The sequence below is a fragment of the Nocardia sp. MH4 genome (assembly GCF_019266065.1).
Classification (GTDB): Bacteria; Actinomycetota; Actinomycetes; order Mycobacteriales; family Mycobacteriaceae; genus Nocardia; species Nocardia canadensis.
In genome coordinates, this window is sequence record NZ_LPNR01000124.1 from 84,146 (window position 1) to 102,367 (window position 18,222).

The following is an 18,222-nucleotide window of genomic DNA, read 5'->3' on the forward strand; positions in this document are numbered from 1 at the left end:
TCCCGGCGGTTCGACAAGGACCGGTGCCCTCGAAAGAGAAGGCTCCAGGAGGCGTGCCAGAGCGGCCGAATGGGACTCACTGCTAATGAGTTGTCCCTTCACGGGGACCGGAGGTTCAAATCCTCTCGCCTCCGCCACACCCGGTTCGCCGGGTACAACTGAAGACCATGCGCCCGTAGCTCAACGGATAGAGCACTTGACTACGGATCAAGAGGTTAGGGGTTCGAATCCCTTCGGGCGCACAACAATCCGCCTCCTACCAGCGTCAGCCGGTAGGAGGCGGGTTTCGTTTCCGGACAATCCGGGCATGATCACTTACTTTCCCCGTACAAACGAGCCCTTACTTTCCGTCCGCGAAGCGGTCGAGGGTGCTACGGACGTCCGGCCCCTGGGTCTGGCGCTCGAGGTAGTGCCGCTCGGTCGTAGCCAGCTGGGCGTGGGACAACTGCGCCTGAGCCTGGGTCGCGCCGAGCTCGTTCCGAACGACGGTCGCCACCGTGCGGCGGAAGCTGTAGGGGGTCACCCACGCGAGTTCTTCGGGCAACGCCGCCCGCAATGACCGACGCAGGTTTCCGAGACTCATCCACCCGCCATCACGATTGCTGAACACCGGCCCGTCCTCGGTCACCGCCTCGCTGAACAACGAGGTGAGTGCTTCAACCGCCAGCTTGGGCAGCACGACGGTGTGATCCGGTGCGTTTCCCTTGCGATGATCCTGGCGGTGCAGCGCCTTCCCCTCGGCGCGGCCGTGGTCCACGATGGTCCCGGCGACGGTGAATGTCGGCGGGTCGGCCAGCAGATCAACGTCCGACCAGCGCAACGACAGCACCTCATTCGGCCGGCATCCCGTCGAGGCGCCTGCGGCGGCGCGTGCGCGCCGCCGCCGCGCTACGACGCGCAACGGGTCTTGCTCGTACCTCACCGCCCCGGCGCGTCGGCACGTCGACGGCGTGCACGCGCTATCAGCAGGCGGCCCGGACTCCCGACAGCTCAGACAGCATCCACCCAAGCCGATGACGAGGACCGACCACGGTCCCGATCGGAATTGCTGAACGGAATTCCCGAGCACGAATCGGCCGGCAACTGCCCCGATCGACGGCCACCAGCGCACCGACTCCCATACGGTGCTGCCGCACGAGCTCCGCTCGCTTGCCTCCAAGGACCAGCCTGCCGGACCTGCCTACCAGGTCACCACGTGCGATCCGGTAGGCAAGGATGCTCGGCTTCTCTGCCTGATCACCATGCCGCTCACCAGGTGCGAGTGAATTGCTGAACGAAAGCCGCGGGGAGGTCGGTGGTTATCGCGACTGTTGGCCGCGTGGCCCTGGTCTGGGTCGGCCTGCATTGTGTTCGCGCGCCACTCACGCGTCAAGGGCGCCTGCGGCGTCACTACGTGATGGCTATCGCCACCCTTGACCCGCGAGCCTCTGCGCACGAAGGGCAGGCCCTACGGGGCAGGCGGGTAGCCAGCCCCCTCCATGCGCAGGCCAACCCAGACCAGGGCCAAGGTCATGAACTGTCACACACAGGGTTGGGAGAGGTTGGCAAACGGCACACCGTCACTCGACTTTTCGTGCCAGACCACCATCTGTGTCGACTTCCCATCGCACGCCAGACTCATCGGTATAACGCACTGCAACGTAGTCGGCCGGAACGGCGTCCCAGTCCTTTGGGAACATCGTCAGAACCTCGTCAGGCTTCAGCACCTGAATCGGCAGCGCGTCGATGACCTCGGCTCTTGGCTCTTCGCCAGGTTCGTAGATACCGAACTGTCGATCCAGCTCTGGGACGGCGACCTCCTGGCCCTCCTGGACGACCCGAACAATCTCGATCTCGAACAAGCGTGACCTGCGCCGATTTCGCACCGACACGCCAGCCCGCGTGTCTCCTGGCCTGATCCGGACTGCGGGTGCCAACTGCCGAGCCTCGATCCGTACCAAGGCTGCCTCACGAGCGAAATCGGCAGCTTGCTCTGCGCGTTCTTTTGCACGCAGCTGATCAGCCCGGCGCCGGTCGGAGGTCGCGATCCAGAGCGCAATCACGGCTGCGACGAAGCTACCAATTCCTCCCACCCATTGGCCAATACCCGCGTACCAGTCCGCGTCCTTTACCCGGTCCATCGTGAACTTCGTTCCCGCCAGAAGCGCTACTGTCACCGCGACCACGCCGCACACCGACCAGAACCAAACACCCCGTGCGCGAATCCATGTCGCCGTGCGACTTCGCACAGACTGCTCGGTCATCGTTGCCTCCAGACTCTCTGTGCAACCTTAGGTGAGGAGGACGACAGAACCACCATGGTTCTTCGTCCACCAGCCCGCGAGAAGTTGGTGGTGCTCGACGACGAGCGCCTTGATATTCCTCAGCTGCTTCCGATCCACCCAGGGTGGCAGGTCACCCACAGATTCGCCGGTCTCGAGGTTGATCTTTACGTTCTGGCTGTCCGGCGCAGACTTCTTCAAGATGTGGACATGAGGCGGCGGATGATCGTTCGGCCACACATGGACGCTGATCCCACCATCGAACATCCTCCCCTCCGCGACCAAGGCGGTGATGAATCCCTGCGAGTCGAGCGCCATTGGCCAGTCATGTTTGTTCTCGCCGAATTCGTACAACGCGATGTTCACGAGTCGGCTAAGAACATCTTCAGCTTCTAGGCGACTTTCGGACTCGGCCAGCTCCCAGCCGCGGGCAGTAGCGAGGTTCCGGCGCGCCCGCTCATATGGCGTGAGATCGTCGTCTTTCATCGCGCACAACATACAGTCAAAGACTCAGCGCTGCACCAGAGTGAACGGCGTCTAAGCCCGTGCACCTACTGACCCGTCCCCGTCTCAGGCGCGGGCCCCACCGGCGCGCAAGCGAAGGGATCAGGCCACCCGTTAGCCCGTTTGGAACATCCGATCATCGCTAGGAGCGTCTGCCCTCGTGCCCCGTTCGTGCCCCGAGCCAGGGGCAAAGGCGGTAAATCTGGGTACCCCACGCGCAACCGCCAGCGCACGTCAGACCGTCATTCCCGCCTATTCGCCTGCTTCCCAAGCCAGCCCCCTTCATGCGCCAGCCCGGCCCAGGGCCAAGACCGACAGCTTAGTTGCCGTGTCGCCGTGCGGCTTCATACGACAGCCACGCCAAGACGAGCTTGGAGATGAACTGCCGCGCGTCATCTTGGGACCATCTCACTTTCAGCTCCGGGCGGAGAGGGCGGGCATGCCGTCCGTCTCGATGCTCACCGGTTGCACCAGGATGGTTCGCCGATGAGGTAAATCGGGTCTCGTCCGCCCTGCTGATTCCCAAGTCTTTCCGGCGGACCCCCTCCGGTACGTGGTGCGTCACGATCTCGAACACCTTGTACATCTCGCCCCACCCGAGCAACCCAGGCTTGCCCATCATGTCGAGTGCTTCAGCTAGGTCTGGAACGGACGCAGCCACCTGCACATAGACCGGCTCAGCTGGGGGCGGAGGCGGCACTTCGCGCCCGTTAGCGTCGCGCACGACAACCACGGCCGTCATCGTGAACCTCATCTCGAACGCGGCATCGACCGTGACAACTGCGTCCTTGCCGTCGTTGTAGCGGCCAGCGAGGTTGACCGGGCGATAGTTTGAGTCGACCGCCCGAGCCACACCATTTACTCGCGCCAGAACTCGGGTGGCGACCTCCCTGAATGAGTGAAGGTCGGGGCAAGCATCGAGCTCTGCGGCGGCGAGGTAAAAGCCGTCACCGTCCTGCACTATGCGCACGTCACCCGTCGACAAGCGGCTTGCTAGGGCGCTCAAACTGGGAGCATCACCGGCGAGCCAAGCCTTCACAGTCACGATACGATCGCCTCTCCGTCTGGCACAGTGATTCCAGGACGAAAGCAGCGAGTGTCCGTCCCACCGCTCTCGTACGCAGTTCGTACGCAGCAGCACCAGCCGAAGCCATCACGCACCAACGTAAGAAATCACATCTTCCCAGGTGGCACCACCGTCACCAACGATGCACACCGAAACCGTTACCAGGGCGGACAGCGGTAGTACGCTCTCCTAAAGCGGGTGTCGCAGGTTCGGATTCTGCCGAGAGCGCGCCTAACGGACCATTGTGTACGTGACTCCGAAGGGGTGCCAATCGTCAACCCAAGTGAAGGTTATCCGCTTTTTGACTCCGTTTAGTTCCCACTCCATATATGCGGGACGCTGTAGTGATCCGCGGATCGGATTGTCGAGGTTATCAAACTCCTTCGACTCCCTACCTTGATTGAACAGGGTCAACCCGAAGCCCACACCTGCAAGTTCTACAACGCCGCCACACAGGGCCGTGTCGCAATTTCTAAAAAATGGATGGGCTGACCACCAATTTGTGGTCACCGAAGCTATGTCGGTGAAGGGATCAAATTTCAGGTAGGAGTTGCCTGGTTCTTTAGCGACGCATAGCCCCCAAGTCTTTGGCCATGCCGCCTTGTCGAGCAGAAGGTGGACGGCTTCGTCGGTTATTGGGCTGACAACCTTTGAGCCATGGCTGGCGAAGGCAGAGGCGGCAGCATGCGTGGCTAGCAGCTTCAGAACCCACCTCTGAAAATCGTCGCCTGACACTTCGATGGCTTCACCGTCCCCCCACTCGCCATTTCCATTAAGGTATTGAATTGCAATTTTTCGGAGAAAGGTTGCGAAATTTAGTGCAGCTTTATCTGCTGGACTTAGGAAGTTGTTGTGCGTAGTGCATAGCACGTTCGCAACAAAATTCTTGGGGCTAACGGGGTGCGGAATTCCGAAACCGTGGTCATGAAGAATTTTGATCTCTGGATCATCGAACGTATACAGTTTTATTAGGCTGTGGGATACGAAATGTTCACCCGATATCTTGGATGAGCAGCCGCCATGCAAATTGGCGTAACACTTTGGGTGGCGATAGTCGTCGGTCACCTTGAGTCCTCATCTCTAGTTCGCTCGGCATGGCACTCCCGGCATGGACGACACCACCGACAATGCATCCTGTCCTCACCCGAATGATCGCCGTATTGATCGCGTATGTTGCAGGACAAGTCGAGCAGGCTCTTCCCCGGCGCTGCAAGGACGGTCGACTCAGTGCTCGCAGTCGTTGTGCGCTGGCGGAGTGTAGGTGGTTGCACCGAAGGCCAGGCAGGTGTGGACGTGATGATGTCCGCCGAGTCACCGGGCAGTGCATCGCGTGACGAGTACGCGCCTGGCCCCCGAGGCGGTGTCCGTTCGGGCGGAACTGGCGGCCGCTGTGAGCGTTCGTTACTTTCCCCTTACAAACGCCCCCGGACAAGCGCGGACGGACGAGGACAGCTGTTCGGCTTGGGGCCTGTAAAGTGTTGCGCAACAGCAGAACAGGCGAACCGCTGCGGATCGGCGCATACGCGGGAAAGTATCAAGAGGTTAGGGGTTCGAATCCCTTCGGGCGCAACAAGAAAAGGCTCTCAGTATTCGCTGGGGGCCTTTTCTCATGCTCGGCCGGGTCGGCTACTTCCACGCGGGCAGCGGGGGCAGCGGGCCGGTGAGGTCGTGGCCGGGGGAGCGGCCGAGGAGCCAGGCGAGCAGGGCCGAGGACGGGCCGAGGACGGTGTGGTGCGGGCGGCCGGGGCCGACGGTGGCGATGAAGTCGGTGTCGGTGGCCTGGATGTCGAAGGTGGGGGTTGCCTCCGGGCGCAGGTTGGCGGAGACGTCGGCGATGGCTTCCGGGAGCAGGCGGGCCACGAAGGACGCGGGCCAGTCGGCGGGGGTGTAGTCGACGCCGAGGTCGACGTGATGGATCTCGGTCTCGCGCAGGCGCATCCACGGAATCTGGGCGGCGGTGAGCGAGCCGCCCTGCCGGTTGCGCACGACCGCCTGCCAGTCCGCGGCGGGCATCGTGGTGGCCACCGCTTGCCAGCGGTGCGCCGAGGCGGTGAAGTCGGCGTGCTGGACGGCCAGGTGGCGCGGTGCGCCCGCCTCGATGTCGGCGTCGCGGAGCGCGGCGCTGGCGTACTGGGGGATCTCGATGCCGGTGCGTGCCCACAGCAGCAGGTTCAGCAGGCTGTCGGCATTGCGCGCCATGTGCGCGACGACGTGCCCGCGCGTCCAGCCCGGCAGCCGGGACGGTTCGCTCAGCTGGGTATCGGTGAGCGCGCCGATCGCCGCGTCGAAGCGGGCGGTGGAGGCGGCGACCTGGGTGAGCAGGTCGGTGGGAGTAGCCGTTTCGCTGGTCACCCGGTCGAGCGTAGTTGCCCTGGTCCGTGCGCACCGCCGTTCACCGCGGTGTCGGCGCCCCCTGTGGATAACCGTGAACCTGTGGACAACTGGGGAGTTTTCGGGCTCGACGGCGACGGCGGAGCAGCGGCGCGTGTGACGATTCAGCCGGCAACGATCGCGTCGGCCTCGATCTCTACCAGGAGCTCGGGAGCGATCAAGCCGGTCACCTGGTACATCGAGGCGGCGGGGCGGATGGTGTCGAAGACGGCCGAGTGCGCGGCGGCGACTTCGGACCAGCGGGAGATGTCGGTGACGAAGATGCGGGTGCGCACCACATCCCGCAAACTCGCGCCCGCCTGTTCCAGCGCGGTGGCGATACGGGCGAGGACCTCGGTGGTCTGCGCGCCGATGTCGTCGCCGCCGACGGCGCCACCACCGGGGACGGCGGCGGTCGTTCCGCTCACCACCACATGGTCACCGACACGCACGGCCCGCGAGTACCCCACGACATCTTCGAAATCGGAGGCGGAAGCGATGTTCACCCGAGTTGTGGTCATGGCAGCCAGAATGATCCACCGCAGGGTGGATCACAATTCATTTGTCGGTCGGCTGCCGGTCGGCTCGACGCGGTACGCATGGCAGATGAACGCGCGTCCAGTTTTCCGCCTCCTCCCGCTCACCGCCGCGCTGTGCGCCGCCGCCGTCGCCACGGGCTGCTCGACGCCCGGCGCCGACGCCGACTTCTCCGTGGACCGGGACCAGACGCTGGTCATCTCGCTCGACGAGTTGGTCGCCAAGTCGGGCAAGAGCGCGGTCCTCGGCGTCGACCTGGAGCCCGAGCACGGCAGCCTGACCCGCCGCACCGACGGGTCCTACGTCTACACCCCGGTCGCCGGCTACCGCGGACTCGACCAGTTCAAGGTCACCACCAGCGACGCGGTGCGGCTGTACACCACCGACATCCCGGTGCTCGGCGAGTTCGGCGGCACCACGGTGCAGGGCAGCGGATTCGGTTCGGCGTGGACTCCGGTGCCGGGCAGCGCCGACGAGTTCTACGGCCTGACCGACCGCGGTCCCAATGTGGACGGCCCGGCCAAGAACGAAAAGCTCTCGCCCACCCCGGCATTCGTGCCCAAGATCGGCCGGTTCAAGCTGGTCGACAACCGGGCGGTGCTCCAGTCGAGCATCGAGCTGCGCAGCAAGTCGGGCGCGCCGTTCAACGGTCAGGTCGACACCTCGGCCACAACTGGCGAGACCATCAAGGATCTCCAGGGCACCGTCCTGCCTCCCACCGATCACGGCCTCGACCCCGAGGGCCTGGTCGCACTGGCCGACGGCACCTTCTGGGTGTCCGACGAGTACGGCCCGTTCCTGGTGCATTTCGATGCCGAGGGCACCGAGATCGAGCGGCTCGCGCCCGGGAGCGGGCTTCCCGAGGAGATCGCCTTGCGCACGCCCAACCAGGGCATGGAGGGCCTGACCATCACGCCCGACGGCAGCACCCTCGTCGGCGTCGTGCAGAGCGCGCTCAACACCCCGGGTCTGAGCGGTTCGGCCAAGGAGGTGCCGTTCGCGCGGATCGTCACCGTCGACCTGAAGACCAAGGCGCAGAAGGAATTCCTGTACCCGCTGGAGAACCCGAAGCAGAACAAGGTCGCGGTCTCGGAGATCACCGCGCTGAGCGCGACCACCTTCCTCGTCGACGAGCGTGACGGCAACCTCGCGCCCCAGTCGAACAAGAAGATCTGGACCATCGATATCGCCGGTGCCACCGATGTCGGCCCGCAGTCGAGCGTGCCCGGCGCGACCTACGACGCGGCCAAGGGCGGCCTGCTGGTCGACGGCAAGCCGTTGGAGACGCTCGTCGGCGTCGTGCCGACCACGGACGCGGTGGCCGCGCTGACCAAGGCGGGCATCACCCCGGTCGCCAAGCAGCGCAACCTGGACCTGTCGGCGCTGGTCGCCGGACTCGACGAGCGGGGCCGGTTCTTCGGCCACGACAAGATCGAGGGCATCGCCACCACCGACGGCGGCAAGACGATCTACATCGCCAACGACAGCGATTTCGGGTTGGCCGCGAGCCAGGGCGAGCAGCCGCCGTTCGGGCTGAAGCCCAAGACGTTGCCCAACGGGCTGCAGGACACCGGCGAGGTGCTCGCGGTCGACACCACCAAGCTGCCCGCCGACGTGGGCGGCTACACGGTGCGGATCTCGGTCAACTAGTCCACTCGCGCCCCTCCACGAGCACGGCGGCGGCCAGCGCCAGCAGCCACAGCGACATCGACCCGACCTGGATGCGCTGGGCGATGCCGAGAGCGTAGGAGCCGGACAGGTTGTCGGCGATCAACATCCAGACGGTCGCCGCCGACCCCACGACGAGCACGACCACACCGAACTCGCGCAGGATCCGCCAGCGGTGATAGCGGTAGGCGGCGGCGCTGAAGGCGAACGCCGCCACCGCGATCGAGGTGACCGCCAGGGAACTGGTCAGCGCGTGCGGCTGGTGCAGCTGTGGGAACAGCTCGCTGTTGCCGCCGCACGTGCTGACCGACGGGTCGCAATCGCGCAGCGGGAGCATGGCGTCGGCGATGGTCGACGCGCCGAAGCACAGCAGGGCCACCCACCCGACGGTGGTGAGCGTGCGTCGGCGAAAGACCAGCAGGCCGCCGATCGCGGCCGGGATCAGCAGCAGGCCGACCAGCTTGTCCGCGGTGGCGAACACCTCCCGGTAGGGCTTGCCCTCCGCGTCGAGTTCGCTGAGGAAGGAGTTGACCGAATCGGCCTCGATCGGCAGGACGAACTCCAGCACCCAGGACGAATAGCAGAGGCCGGCGACCGCGATCGCGAGGGCGATCAGCAGGGGGTAGCCGCGGGGTATCCGGGTGGATTCGGGCACATCGACCATTGTGCTGCCCCCGGCGGAGCGTCCGGTTCATCCACCCGATCGGGCGCGTCGCCCGCCGCGCACGTGGTTTCATCACAGCGCGCACAGGTTGTTGTCAGGTTCACCGGGCAGGGTGGGTGGCGTAACCAACCAGGAGGATTTCGATGAGCTACGTGATAGCGCTGGCAGGTTTTGCCATGGTCCTGGCGATGGCTGTCTCCGGTTTCGCCGCCGCCAACGCGCCGCGATCGCTGGTCCGGGTGCGCGTGCACAGCGACCCGCGCCGCCGCTGACCCGGTCGCGTCTACCGCTGCGAGCGAGGTGATCGCTCGCGTATCAGGGCAAAGATCTGCTGGGCGGCGAGATGCGGATCCTCGTGTTCCCACACCCGCACGACCTGCCAGCCCGCTGCCCGCAGCGCGGCGTCGGTGGCCCGGTCACGCGCCACATTGCCCGCCAATTTGTCGGCCCACCACTGGGCGTTGTTCTTCGGATCGGTCGCGTGCACCGGACATCGATGCCAGAAGCAGCCGTCCACGTAGACGGCGACTCGCAGGCGCGGGAACACCACATCGGCGCGCCGGCGCTGGCCTTTGATGGGCGCGCGGTCGACGAAATAGCGCAGGCCCGCGCGATGCAGTTCACGACGGAGGGCCAGTTCCGGTGCGGTATTCGCACGTCGCTGGCGAGACATGCGGGCGCTGGTCGCCGCGTCGGTGACCGGTTTCGCGGCAGGCGGCGGCGCGGCGGGCACGTCCCCACGTCGCGCGTGCCGCCCGGTCATGCCGCCCAGCCGCCCATGCGGTCGAGGTGATCGCGCACATCGTCGAGGAAACCCGGCGGGAAGCGCAGATTGCCCATCTCGGTACGGCGCAGGAAACCGGCCGTGGCGCGTGGCGACAACAGCCGGGGTTCGGCGAGGAAATTCTTCAGATCCTCGTACGGTTCGTGCACCGGCCACGTCGACAGCGGAACCCGGTGCACGACGCCGGCGCGGCCCCACGCCGCGGTCGGCCACGGTGAGCCCGGCCGCAGCGGTTCCCCCACGGTCAGCGGCTCCGACGGCGCGGCCAACCGCTCACCGACCCAGTTGGCCATCCGCACGCTGACCGCGTTGCCCACCAGCTTCCAGCGATGCCCCTGCCGCACCCCGGGCACGTCGAGCGCGGGCGCGGTCCAGTCGGCGTCGAAACCCTGCAACCGCTCGCCGTCGACGATGCCCGGCGTGACGATCTCGCCTGCGGGCAGCCGCACCGCGGGCGGACTCGCTATCCCCAGACCCGACCCGCCCTTGAGCGTCGGCACGGCGTTCACCGCCCAGCCGAGGCCGCGCACGCCCTCGGTCCAGTAGAAGCCGCACGGATCGCGCTCGGGGTCGCCGTACTCGCGCGGGCCCGCGTCGTCGCCGAACAGCACCTCGCGCGGGTCCTCGGTGCGCGAAGCCAGCATCAGCACCCGCTGGCGCCGCTGCGGCAGCCCGAAGGCACGGCCGTCTACGACGCGATAGGCCCACGTGTAGCCGAGTTCCTCCAGTGCGCCGGTGATGTGCCGCATCGCCGCGCCCCGGCCGAGTTGCAGCATGAACGGGACGTTCTCGATCAGCAGCCAGCGCGGTCCGCGTTGCCGCCGGACCAGCCGGAACACCTCGTCGACCAGCCCGGATCGGCGACCGGTGATGCCCGCGGTGCGACCGGCCTGGGACAGGTCCTGACACGGGAAGCCCGCGGCGACCAGTTCGGTTCGGGCGGGCAGGGAGCGCAGCCGGGTGATGTCGCCGTGCAGGGGAGTGTCGGGGAAGCGAGCCGCGAGCACGCCCTGCGCGCCGGGATCGATCTCACAGAGCAACTCGGTCGACCAGCCGTTGCTGCCGAGGCCGAGTTCGAGCCCGCCGATCCCGGCGAACAGCCCGACCATCCGCGTCAACGACCCTCCTGTGTCTGGCGGGCTCGCCGTCCAACGACCCGTCACTCGCGCCTGCGGCGCATTGTATCGGGCGGCCGAACCCCGAGCTCCAGCGGAAAAATCAGTGGCTCGCGACGGTGCTGCGGTGCCACTCTGGAGAGGCCGACTTGTCGGACCCCGGTGCGAACATCACCAGGCGTCCGTTCCGGAAACCAACCATCCAACCGGACACCAAGGGGGAGAGTCTTGTCTGTCACTGTGGAGCTGGCGGCCACCGATGCGGAGGCCGACAGATCGGGGCGGCCGTCGCCGCGGCCGAGCGGTAGATCGCGGTCGCTGCGCCGATTTCTGCCGTACCTGCGGCCCTACCGGGTGCCGCTGATCGGGGCCAATGTGCTCGCGATCGTCACCGCCAGTACCGCCATCGTCATCCCGCTGGTGATCGCCAGGGTCATCGACGGGCCGATCGCGCGGCGGGACTTCGTCGGGCTGCTGCTGCCGGTCGCACTGATCTTCGTTCTCGGCGGGCTCGAATCCTTCGGCATGTGGGGGCGGCGCTGGCTGGTGTCCAAGCCGTCCACCCTGTTCGAGATCCGGATGCGGGCAAAGCTTTTCGCCCAGCTCCAGGCGCTGTCGATCGGACGCCACGACGGCTGGCAATCGGGTCAGCTGCTGTCGCGCGCCATCGACGATCTCTCGGTGCTGCGGCGGTTCGTCGCGTTCGCCGGACCGTTCCTGATCGTCAACAGCATCGTGCTGCCGATCGGCCTGATCGCGCTGTTCGCGATGAACTGGCAAGTGGGACTGATCTTCACGGTGATCTCGCTGCCGCTGACCCTGTTCTGCGTGCGCTTCGTGCGCCGGTTCGAGGTGGCCTCGCGGCGCTCGCAGGACCAGTCCGGTGACCTGGCGACCATCGCCCAGGAATCCGCGCAGGGCGTGCGCGTGCTCAAGGCCCTCGGCCGCGGCCGGTTCTTCGGCGCGCGCTTCACCGCGCTCTCGCGCGAGCTGCAGAAGACCGAGCTGGAGAAGGTGCGCCTGGACGCGACCCTGTGGGCCGCGCTGGTGACGTTCCCGACGGTCGCGATCGCGGTGTCGCTCGGCGTCGGCGGGTACTCGGTGGTGCACGGCACGATGACGATCGGCACGCTGGTCGCGAGCGTCACGCTGGCGACCTTCCTGCAGTGGCCGATCATCTGGCTGGGCTTTCTGCTCTCGGAACTGTTCGAGGCGCGCACCGCCGCCGACCGGTTCTGGGAGATCATCGACACCCCGCTCGACATCACCGACCCGGCGCAGCCGGCGACCCTGCCCACCGGTCTGCGCGGTGAGCTGGTCATCGACCATGTGCGCTTCGCCTATCCGACCGGGGAGGACCGCTCGGACAAGGCCGTGCTGGAAGACATCTCGCTGCGGGTCCGGCCGGGGGAGACGGTCGCGCTCGTCGGCGCGACGGGCAGCGGCAAGACCGCGCTGCTGGAACTGATTCCCCGGCTCTACGACGTCGACGGCGGCAGCATCACCATCGACGGCGTCGACATCGCGACCCTGCGCCTGGCCGACCTGCGCCGAGTGGTGACGGTGGCCTTCGAGGAGCCGGTGCTGTTCTCGGCCAGCGTGCGCGAGAACGTAGCACTGGGCGACCCGCGCGCCACCGACGCCGATGTACGTCAGGCGCTCGACATCGCCCAGGCGAGCGAGTTCGTCGACGCGCTGCCGTGGGGCCTGGACACCAGGATCGGTGAGCAGGGCATGAGCCTGTCCGGCGGCCAGCGCCAGCGGCTCGCTCTGGCCAGGGCCGTGCTCATCGGCGAGGCGTCGGCCGAGCACGGCCGGATCATGGTGCTCGACGATCCGCTCTCGGCGCTGGACGTGGAAACCGAAGAGCGCGTGCAGGATCGGCTGCGCACGGTGCTCGCCGGCGCTACCACGCTGCTGGTCGCGCACCGCCCGTCGACGGCGGCGCTGGCCGACCGGGTCGCCCTGCTGGCCGACGGCCGGATCGTCGCCGAGGGCAGCCACGAGAAGCTGCTGCGCACCAACAGCCGCTACCGCGAACTGATGGGAGGTGAATCATGACCACCGACACCGATATCCAGACCCCGACCGAGCAGACCGACCTGGCGGCGGACTGGCGCGGCATCGCCAAGGAGGACGACGCCGTCACCGGCACCGGAAACCTGGTGCTGGCCGGGCGATCCCGGCGCCTGCTGCTCGATCTGGTGCGCCCCTACCGCAAGCAGGCGGTGCTCACCTTCGTGCTGATCCTGCTCGACAACGCGGCCAAGGTGTCGATGCCGCTGTTCATCGCCTACGGCCTCGATCACGGCATCGGCCAAGGCAGACAGGGCAATTGGACGCCGATGCTCGCCACGGTGGCCGGGTTCGTGTCGGTCACCGTGCTGGCGGGGTTGACCACGTACTTCTTCCTGCGGGCCTCCGGTTCGCTGAGTCAGCGGGTGCTGTTCGATCTGCGGGTGCGCGCGTTCCGGCACACCCAGCGGCTGAGCGTGTCGTTCCACGAGAAGTACACCTCGGGCAAGGTCGTCACCCGGCTCACCAGCGATATCGAGACCCTGCAGGAACTGCTGGAAGGCGCGCTGAATCAGGCGTTCAGCGCGGTCCTTTCGGTGGTCACCATCGCGGTGCTGCTGGTCTGGCTGGATCCGATGCTGGCCTCGATCGTGCTGCTCGGCTTCGTGCCGCTGGTACTGGTGACCCGGTGGGCGCAGCGGCGTCAGCGGGCCGGTTACCGGCGCACGCGCGGCGCGATCGCCCGCGTCGTCGTGCAGTTCGTCGAGTCGATGAGCGGCATGCGCGCGGTGCAGGCGTTCCGCCGGGAAGACCGCAACCAGGAGGTTCTGGGCAGCGAGGACGACGAGTACCAGCGGGCGACCACCACCGCGATCCGCGGGATGGGCGACTACGTCGGCCTGTCGAATTTCATCGGCAAGGTGACCACGGTGATCGTGCTGCTGGTCGGCGCCTGGCAGGTGATGGAGGGCAATCTCGCGATCGGCGTGCTCGCCGCGTACCTGCTCTACCTCGACCAGTTCTACGGTCCGCTCGACGAACTCGCCCAGGTGTTCAACTCCTACCAGTCCGCCGCGGCGGCGCTGGAGAAGATCTCGGGCGTGCTCGAGGAGGAGCCCGCGGTCGCCGAACCCGCGGATCCGGTCGCGCTGGACCGGGCGACCGGTGCGGTACGGATGGACCGGGTCTGGTTCGGGTACACGGCCGAGTCGCCGGTGCTGCCGGAATTCGACCTGGCCATCCCGGCCGGGCAGGTGGTGGCGCTGGTCGGTGCCACCGGCGCGGGCAAGTCGACGCTGGCCAAGCTGCTCACCCGGTTCTACGACCCGAGCGGCGGCGCGATCACCCTGGACGGCGTCGATCTGCGCAAGCTGGCCGACGCCGAACTGCGCAGGCACGTCGTCATGGTCACCCAGGAGGCGTACCTGTTCTCCGGAACCATCGCCGACAACATCCGCCTGGGCAGGCCGGACGCGACCGATGCCGAGGTCACGGCGGCCGCGCGGGCGGTCGGCCTGGACGCGTTCGTGCGATCCCTGCCCGAGGGGTACGCGACCGATGTGCGGACCAGGGGCGGCAGGCTCTCGGCCGGGCAGCGTCAGCTGGTCGCGTTCGCGCGAGTGTTCCTGGCCGACCCCGCGGTGATCGTGCTGGACGAGGCGACCTCGAGCCTCGACATCCCTGGCGAGCGGCTGGTCCAGCACGCGCTGGAGACGCTGTTGCGCGAGCGTACGGCGGTGATCATCGCGCACCGGCTGTCCACGGTCGCCATTGCCGACCGGGTGCTGGTGCTCGACGCGGGCCGGATCGTGGAGGACGGCTCTCCCGCCGAGCTCATCGCCGGGCGGGGCCGCTTCGCCGGACTGCACGCCGCCTGGCGGGATTCGCTGGTCTGATGCCACCGTGTTGTACAGCAGCGGGGCTGGTGTCGCTTACCGTAGAGAGGTGACGACCCCAGCCCCGGGCCCGGCCGCAGGCCCCACCGAGAACAGACCGGCCTCCCGGTGGCCCGCGGTGCTCACCTGGCGGGCCCACGACAACACGCGGATGGAATCGGTGCGCGTGACGCTCAACGGCAACCGGATCCGGGCGGCGGGCCGGATGATCGGCAGCGCCTGCGGCGAGCACCCGGCCTTCAGCGCGTCCTATGACCTGGTCACCGACGAGGCCGGCGCGACGCGACGGCTGTCGCTGCGTACCACCACCGCCGCGGGCGAACGGCACGCCTCCATCTCCCGGGACGAAGAGGACTACTGGCTCGTCGACGCGGGCGGCAGCCATGTGCGCTCCACCTTCGCCGGCGCGCTGGATGTCGACGTGGTGCTGAGCCCGTTCTTCAACACGCTGCCGATCCGCCGGTTCGGGCTGCAGAACGCGGTCGGCGACGTGCAGGTCCCGGTGGTCTACGTGCGGCTGCCCGATCTGCTGGTGCAGGAGGCCGAGCTCACCTACTCGAGCGCCGCCGACGGCATCAACGTGCTGTCCCCGGTCTCCAGCGCGACGCTGACGGTCGATCCGGAAGGATTCGTCCTGGACTACCCCGGACTCGCCGAACGGGCGTAACGCCGAATCGGCCGGCGCGGGACCGGCTTCCACCGCCCGGCGCGGGCGACCGCGCGCTCGCCGGGTTCACAGTGCGCGCAGCACCCCGCCACGCTGTCCGGCTCGGTGTAGCTCGGTGAGCCAGTCGGCCGCACCCGGGACGATCCCGGTGATCTCCCAGTGCGTGCGCTGCTCGTACGCGGTACGGCCGCGGTAACCCGCCTCGACAACCTCGCCGAGGCTGCCGTCCGCGCGCAGCGCGTCCCTGGCGGTGACCAGCGCGGCGATGGTCTCGTCGAGCACCTGGCCGAGCGCGGTGGCGTTCGGTTCGCAGATAGCGCGCACCAGATCGGGCGCGGTACCGGCGACGCGGGTGCCGTCGCGGAACGAACCGGCGGCCAGGCCGAGCGCGAGCGCCCCGCCCTCGGCGCCCGCCGCGGCCAGCGCCTCGGCCAGCACGTGCGGCAGGTGCGAGATGCGCGCGACAGCCTGATCGTGTTCGTCGGCGACCACCGGAACCACCACCGACCCGCAGTCCAGCGCCAGCCGCACGACCCGTTCCCACGGCTCGACCCGCGTGCCCTCGTCCACGCCGACCGCCCACACCGCGTCGCGGAACAGTTCGGGATCGGTTGCCGCCCAGCCGGATTCGGAGGTGCCGGTCATGGGGTGCCCGCCGACGAAATTCGCCGCCAGCCCGTGCTTGCGGACCGCGTCGACGACCGGGCGCTTGATGCTCACCACGTCGGTCACCGGGCAGTTGGGGGCGAGCGCGGCGATCTCGGCCAGCAGCTGTTCGACCGCGGGCATCGGCACCGCGACCACCAGCAGCGCGTCCTCGCCGGCGGCTCGGCGCAGCACCGCGGACAGGTCGGTCGACACGTCGAAACCATCGCGACGCGCCGCGTCGGCACCCGAGTCCGAGCGGTTGTAGCCGTACGCCGGGTACCCCGCCGCGACCGCGGCGCGCAGCAGTGAGCCGCCGATCAAACCGGTTCCGAGGACGCAGACAGCGGCACGCTGGTCGAGGGTCATCGGAACAGATTGGCACACGAGTTCATCATTACGGGCGGGACAGACTACCGTTTGGTCCATGGCAGCACAGCGCTCGGGCACGAACAGGGCGACGTCGGACGACGACTTCGACGTCGAAGGGTTCGCAGTGGCGGTGGTCCGCGAAGAAGGCACGTGGCGGTGCAGTCCGCTCAGCCACGATGCGCTCCTCGACCTGTCGGTCGCGGAGACGGAGCTGAAGGCATTGCGCAGCTCGGGGGCGGTATTCGGGCTGCTCGACGTCGATGACGAGTTCTTCATCGTGTTGCGTCCGGCGCCGAGCGGCACCCGCCTGCTCGTCTCGGACGCGACCGCGGCGATCGACTACGACATCGCCGCCGACGTCCTCGACGCACTCAATGTGGAAATCCCCGACATCGACCCCGACGACCTCGACGACGTCGAGCCGTGGGAAGAGGGCGACCTGGGCGTGCTGGCCGACCTCGGCCTGCCCGAGCCGGTGCTCAGCGTGATCCTGGCCGAGACCGACCTCTACCCCGACGAGCAGCTCGGCATGATCGCCCAGCGGCTCGGTTTCGCCACCGAATTCGCGGCGGTCCTGGACAAACTGCCTCGGTGACCGACGAGGACATGGTGCGCGCCGCGATCGCGGCCGCCGCCGACGCCGACCCGCGTGATGTGCCGGTCGGCGCCGTCGTCTTCGACGCCGAGGGGCGCGAACTCGCGCGCGCGAGCAACGCCAGGGAGGCCCTCGGCGATCCGACCGCGCACGCCGAGGTGCTCGCGTTGCGGGCCGCGGCCGCCGTGCACGGCGACGGCTGGCGGTTGGCGGGCGCGACGCTGGCGGTCACCCTGGAGCCGTGCACGATGTGCGCGGGCGCGCTGGTGTTGGCCCGGGTGGGCAAGGTCGTGTTCGGCGCCTGGGAGCCCAAGACCGGCGCCGTCGGCTCCCTCTGGGACGTCGTGCGCGACCGCAGGCTCAACCATCGTCCCGAGGTGCGGGGCGGGATCCTCGAAGCGGAGTGCGTCGCCCTCCTGGACGATTTCTTTCGAACTCAGCGCTGACCAGCCGATTTAACGATCCGGCACCCCCTCCGGTATCGTAGTCGGCGGTGGCGTGTCCGAGCGGCCTAAGGAGCACGCCTCGAAAGCGTGTGACGGGTAACCCCCGTCCGAGGGTTCAAATCCCTCCGCCACCGCCACAGAGCCCCTCACCTGATATGCCAGGTGAGGGGCTCTTTTTCGTCGGCTGTTCACGCGGTACGGCCCCGCCCGCCGGGGCTGTAGGTAATAGACTGGTAGTACCGAAATCCGGGAAGGAACGATGTCTTATGCGCGGGCGACAGCCGCCACCCGCGAAGTCCGGGATCGGGCTCGGGGGGAAGCTCATGGTTCTGGTCGTGCTGGGCTGGGTAGCCGTCGGGCTGCTCGCCGCGGGCCAGCGACACTACTTCGCCCACCTGCCCAAGGAGTGCTCCGACTGGGCGACGATCGCGGTGACCGCCGCCGCGGGTCCGGCCAACTATGTCGGCCTGAACCCGCGGGTCAGCCAGTGCGAGGTACCCCAACCGAGCCAGTGATATCGGCGGCTGGCGCCGCGGGGGTTTCCGGCCCTTGGTGCCTCGAATCCGAGGGGCGATACTGCGCCTTCGGCGGTACGTCTCGCCCCTCGGATTCGAGGC

Annotated in this window: 18 protein-coding genes, 3 tRNA genes and 1 pseudogene; 11 read left to right on the top strand and 11 right to left on the bottom strand. The window is 67.6% G+C overall.

Features of this window, described 5'->3' with window-relative positions:
• Window positions 1-47: 47 nt before the first annotated feature.
• A tRNA-Ser gene (locus ATM97_RS28470) sits at window positions 48-137 on the top strand.
• 32 nt (window positions 138-169) lie between these two features.
• Window positions 170-242 (top strand) — tRNA-Arg (locus ATM97_RS28475).
• A 98-nt stretch (window positions 243-340) separates the two neighbouring features.
• Here ATM97_RS28475 and ATM97_RS34630 read toward each other — a convergent pair.
• The 7 genes and pseudogenes from ATM97_RS34630 to ATM97_RS28510 all read right to left on the bottom strand — a co-directional run.
• Window positions 341-853, bottom strand: a pseudogene (locus ATM97_RS34630) (tyrosine-type recombinase/integrase); the annotation flags it as partial.
• Between the two features lie 706 nt (window positions 854-1,559).
• Window positions 1,560-2,243, bottom strand: coding sequence for a hypothetical protein (locus tag ATM97_RS28485; RefSeq protein ID WP_218721275.1), 684 nt, complete (start codon window positions 2,241-2,243; stop codon window positions 1,560-1,562).
• A 27-nt stretch (window positions 2,244-2,270) separates the two neighbouring features.
• Window positions 2,271-2,747, bottom strand: a complete 477-nt coding sequence (locus ATM97_RS28490) for a DUF4160 domain-containing protein (protein ID WP_218721276.1) — start codon at window positions 2,745-2,747, stop codon at window positions 2,271-2,273.
• A 337-nt stretch (window positions 2,748-3,084) separates the two neighbouring features.
• Window positions 3,085-3,810 carry a hypothetical protein gene (locus tag ATM97_RS28495; protein WP_218721277.1) on the bottom strand — a complete coding sequence of 242 codons (726 nt, stop codon included), beginning with the start codon at window positions 3,808-3,810 and terminating at the stop codon, window positions 3,085-3,087.
• 252 nt (window positions 3,811-4,062) lie between these two features.
• A complete protein-coding gene (locus ATM97_RS28500) occupies window positions 4,063-4,896 on the bottom strand; it encodes a hypothetical protein (RefSeq protein WP_218721278.1) in 834 nt (277 codons plus the stop codon).
• Window positions 4,897-5,457: 561 nt separating this feature from the next.
• A complete protein-coding gene (locus ATM97_RS28505; protein WP_218721279.1) occupies window positions 5,458-6,183 on the bottom strand; it encodes a maleylpyruvate isomerase family mycothiol-dependent enzyme in 726 nt (241 codons plus the stop codon).
• Window positions 6,184-6,326: 143 nt separating this feature from the next.
• Window positions 6,327-6,722 (bottom strand): RidA family protein, encoded by a 396-nt coding sequence (locus ATM97_RS28510; protein ID WP_218721280.1) that lies wholly within the window; start codon window positions 6,720-6,722, stop codon window positions 6,327-6,329.
• A gap of 85 nt (window positions 6,723-6,807) precedes the next feature.
• Between ATM97_RS28510 and ATM97_RS28515 the strand changes: the two genes are divergently transcribed.
• Window positions 6,808-8,388 (top strand): esterase-like activity of phytase family protein, encoded by a 1,581-nt coding sequence (locus ATM97_RS28515; protein ID WP_218721281.1) that lies wholly within the window; start codon window positions 6,808-6,810, stop codon window positions 8,386-8,388.
• Here ATM97_RS28515 and ATM97_RS28520 read toward each other — a convergent pair.
• Entirely contained in the window at window positions 8,381-9,070 is a 690-nt protein-coding gene (locus ATM97_RS28520) for a DUF998 domain-containing protein (RefSeq protein WP_218721282.1), read from the bottom strand. The two genes, ATM97_RS28515 and ATM97_RS28520, sit on opposite strands and share 8 nt — an antisense overlap.
• Before the next feature lie 143 nt (window positions 9,071-9,213).
• On the opposite strand from ATM97_RS28520, the gene ATM97_RS34635 reads away from it, so the two are divergent.
• Window positions 9,214-9,342: a hypothetical protein gene (locus ATM97_RS34635; RefSeq protein WP_255588566.1), complete on the top strand. Its 129-nt coding sequence runs from the start codon at window positions 9,214-9,216 to the stop codon at window positions 9,340-9,342.
• A gap of 11 nt (window positions 9,343-9,353) precedes the next feature.
• On the opposite strand, the gene ATM97_RS28525 is transcribed toward ATM97_RS34635, so the two are convergent.
• Both ATM97_RS28525 and ATM97_RS28530 read right to left on the bottom strand, forming a co-directional pair.
• Window positions 9,354-9,833, bottom strand: a complete 480-nt coding sequence (locus tag ATM97_RS28525) for a very short patch repair endonuclease (protein ID WP_218721283.1) — start codon at window positions 9,831-9,833, stop codon at window positions 9,354-9,356.
• Window positions 9,830-10,963 (bottom strand): DNA cytosine methyltransferase, encoded by a 1,134-nt coding sequence (locus ATM97_RS28530; RefSeq protein ID WP_218721344.1) that lies wholly within the window; start codon window positions 10,961-10,963, stop codon window positions 9,830-9,832. The genes ATM97_RS28525 and ATM97_RS28530 overlap by 4 nt, the downstream gene beginning before the upstream one ends.
• Window positions 10,964-11,197: 234 nt before the next feature.
• On the opposite strand from ATM97_RS28530, the gene ATM97_RS28535 reads away from it, so the two are divergent.
• The 3 genes from ATM97_RS28535 to ATM97_RS28545 are packed head-to-tail and all read left to right on the top strand — an operon-like array spanning window position 11,198 to window position 15,547.
• Window positions 11,198-13,030 (top strand): ABC transporter ATP-binding protein, encoded by a 1,833-nt coding sequence (locus ATM97_RS28535; RefSeq protein ID WP_255588567.1) that lies wholly within the window; start codon window positions 11,198-11,200, stop codon window positions 13,028-13,030.
• A complete protein-coding gene (locus ATM97_RS28540; RefSeq protein WP_218721284.1) occupies window positions 13,027-14,880 on the top strand; it encodes an ABC transporter ATP-binding protein in 1,854 nt (617 codons plus the stop codon). Before ATM97_RS28535 ends, ATM97_RS28540 begins: the two co-directional genes overlap by 4 nt.
• 49 nt (window positions 14,881-14,929) lie before the next feature.
• Window positions 14,930-15,547 (top strand): putative glycolipid-binding domain-containing protein, encoded by a 618-nt coding sequence (locus ATM97_RS28545; RefSeq protein WP_218721285.1) that lies wholly within the window; start codon window positions 14,930-14,932, stop codon window positions 15,545-15,547.
• A 66-nt stretch (window positions 15,548-15,613) separates the two neighbouring features.
• On the opposite strand, the gene ATM97_RS28550 is transcribed toward ATM97_RS28545, so the two are convergent.
• Window positions 15,614-16,561: a prephenate dehydrogenase gene (locus tag ATM97_RS28550; protein WP_218721286.1), complete on the bottom strand. Its 948-nt coding sequence runs from the start codon at window positions 16,559-16,561 to the stop codon at window positions 15,614-15,616.
• A 58-nt stretch (window positions 16,562-16,619) separates the two neighbouring features.
• On the opposite strand from ATM97_RS28550, the gene ATM97_RS28555 reads away from it, so the two are divergent.
• The 4 genes from ATM97_RS28555 to ATM97_RS28570 all read left to right on the top strand — a co-directional run bounded on the left by ATM97_RS28555 (window position 16,620) and on the right by ATM97_RS28570 (window position 18,120).
• A complete protein-coding gene (locus tag ATM97_RS28555) occupies window positions 16,620-17,159 on the top strand; it encodes a tRNA adenosine deaminase-associated protein (RefSeq protein WP_218721287.1) in 540 nt (179 codons plus the stop codon).
• An 11-nt stretch (window positions 17,160-17,170) separates the two neighbouring features.
• Window positions 17,171-17,605 (top strand): nucleoside deaminase, encoded by a 435-nt coding sequence (locus tag ATM97_RS28560; protein WP_218721346.1) that lies wholly within the window; start codon window positions 17,171-17,173, stop codon window positions 17,603-17,605.
• A 46-nt stretch (window positions 17,606-17,651) separates the two neighbouring features.
• Window positions 17,652-17,742, top strand: a tRNA-Ser gene (locus tag ATM97_RS28565).
• A gap of 129 nt (window positions 17,743-17,871) precedes the next feature.
• Entirely contained in the window at window positions 17,872-18,120 is a 249-nt protein-coding gene (locus ATM97_RS28570) for a hypothetical protein (protein WP_308248652.1), read from the top strand.
• The last annotated feature ends 102 nt before the right edge of the window (window positions 18,121-18,222 follow it).

Coding starts and splice junctions, on each gene's coding strand:
- ATM97_RS28555 (WP_218721287.1), top strand. CDS start 16,620: ATGGCAGCACAGCGCTCGGGCACGAACAGGGCGACGTCGGACGACGAC.
- ATM97_RS28570 (WP_308248652.1), top strand. CDS start 17,872: ATGCGCGGGCGACAGCCGCCACCCGCGAAGTCCGGGATCGGGCTCGGG.
- ATM97_RS28550 (WP_218721286.1), bottom strand. CDS start 16,561: ATGACCCTCGACCAGCGTGCCGCTGTCTGCGTCCTCGGAACCGGTTTG.
- ATM97_RS28490 (WP_218721276.1), bottom strand. CDS start 2,747: ATGAAAGACGACGATCTCACGCCATATGAGCGGGCGCGCCGGAACCTC.
- ATM97_RS28515 (WP_218721281.1), top strand. CDS start 6,808: ATGAACGCGCGTCCAGTTTTCCGCCTCCTCCCGCTCACCGCCGCGCTG.
- ATM97_RS28560 (WP_218721346.1), top strand. CDS start 17,171: ATGGTGCGCGCCGCGATCGCGGCCGCCGCCGACGCCGACCCGCGTGAT.
- ATM97_RS28525 (WP_218721283.1), bottom strand. CDS start 9,833: ATGACCGGGCGGCACGCGCGACGTGGGGACGTGCCCGCCGCGCCGCCG.
- ATM97_RS34635 (WP_255588566.1), top strand. CDS start 9,214: ATGAGCTACGTGATAGCGCTGGCAGGTTTTGCCATGGTCCTGGCGATG.
- ATM97_RS28485 (WP_218721275.1), bottom strand. CDS start 2,243: ATGACCGAGCAGTCTGTGCGAAGTCGCACGGCGACATGGATTCGCGCA.
- ATM97_RS28540 (WP_218721284.1), top strand. CDS start 13,027: ATGACCACCGACACCGATATCCAGACCCCGACCGAGCAGACCGACCTG.
- ATM97_RS28530 (WP_218721344.1), bottom strand. CDS start 10,963: ATGGTCGGGCTGTTCGCCGGGATCGGCGGGCTCGAACTCGGCCTCGGC.
- ATM97_RS28510 (WP_218721280.1), bottom strand. CDS start 6,722: ATGACCACAACTCGGGTGAACATCGCTTCCGCCTCCGATTTCGAAGAT.
- ATM97_RS28520 (WP_218721282.1), bottom strand. CDS start 9,070: ATGGTCGATGTGCCCGAATCCACCCGGATACCCCGCGGCTACCCCCTG.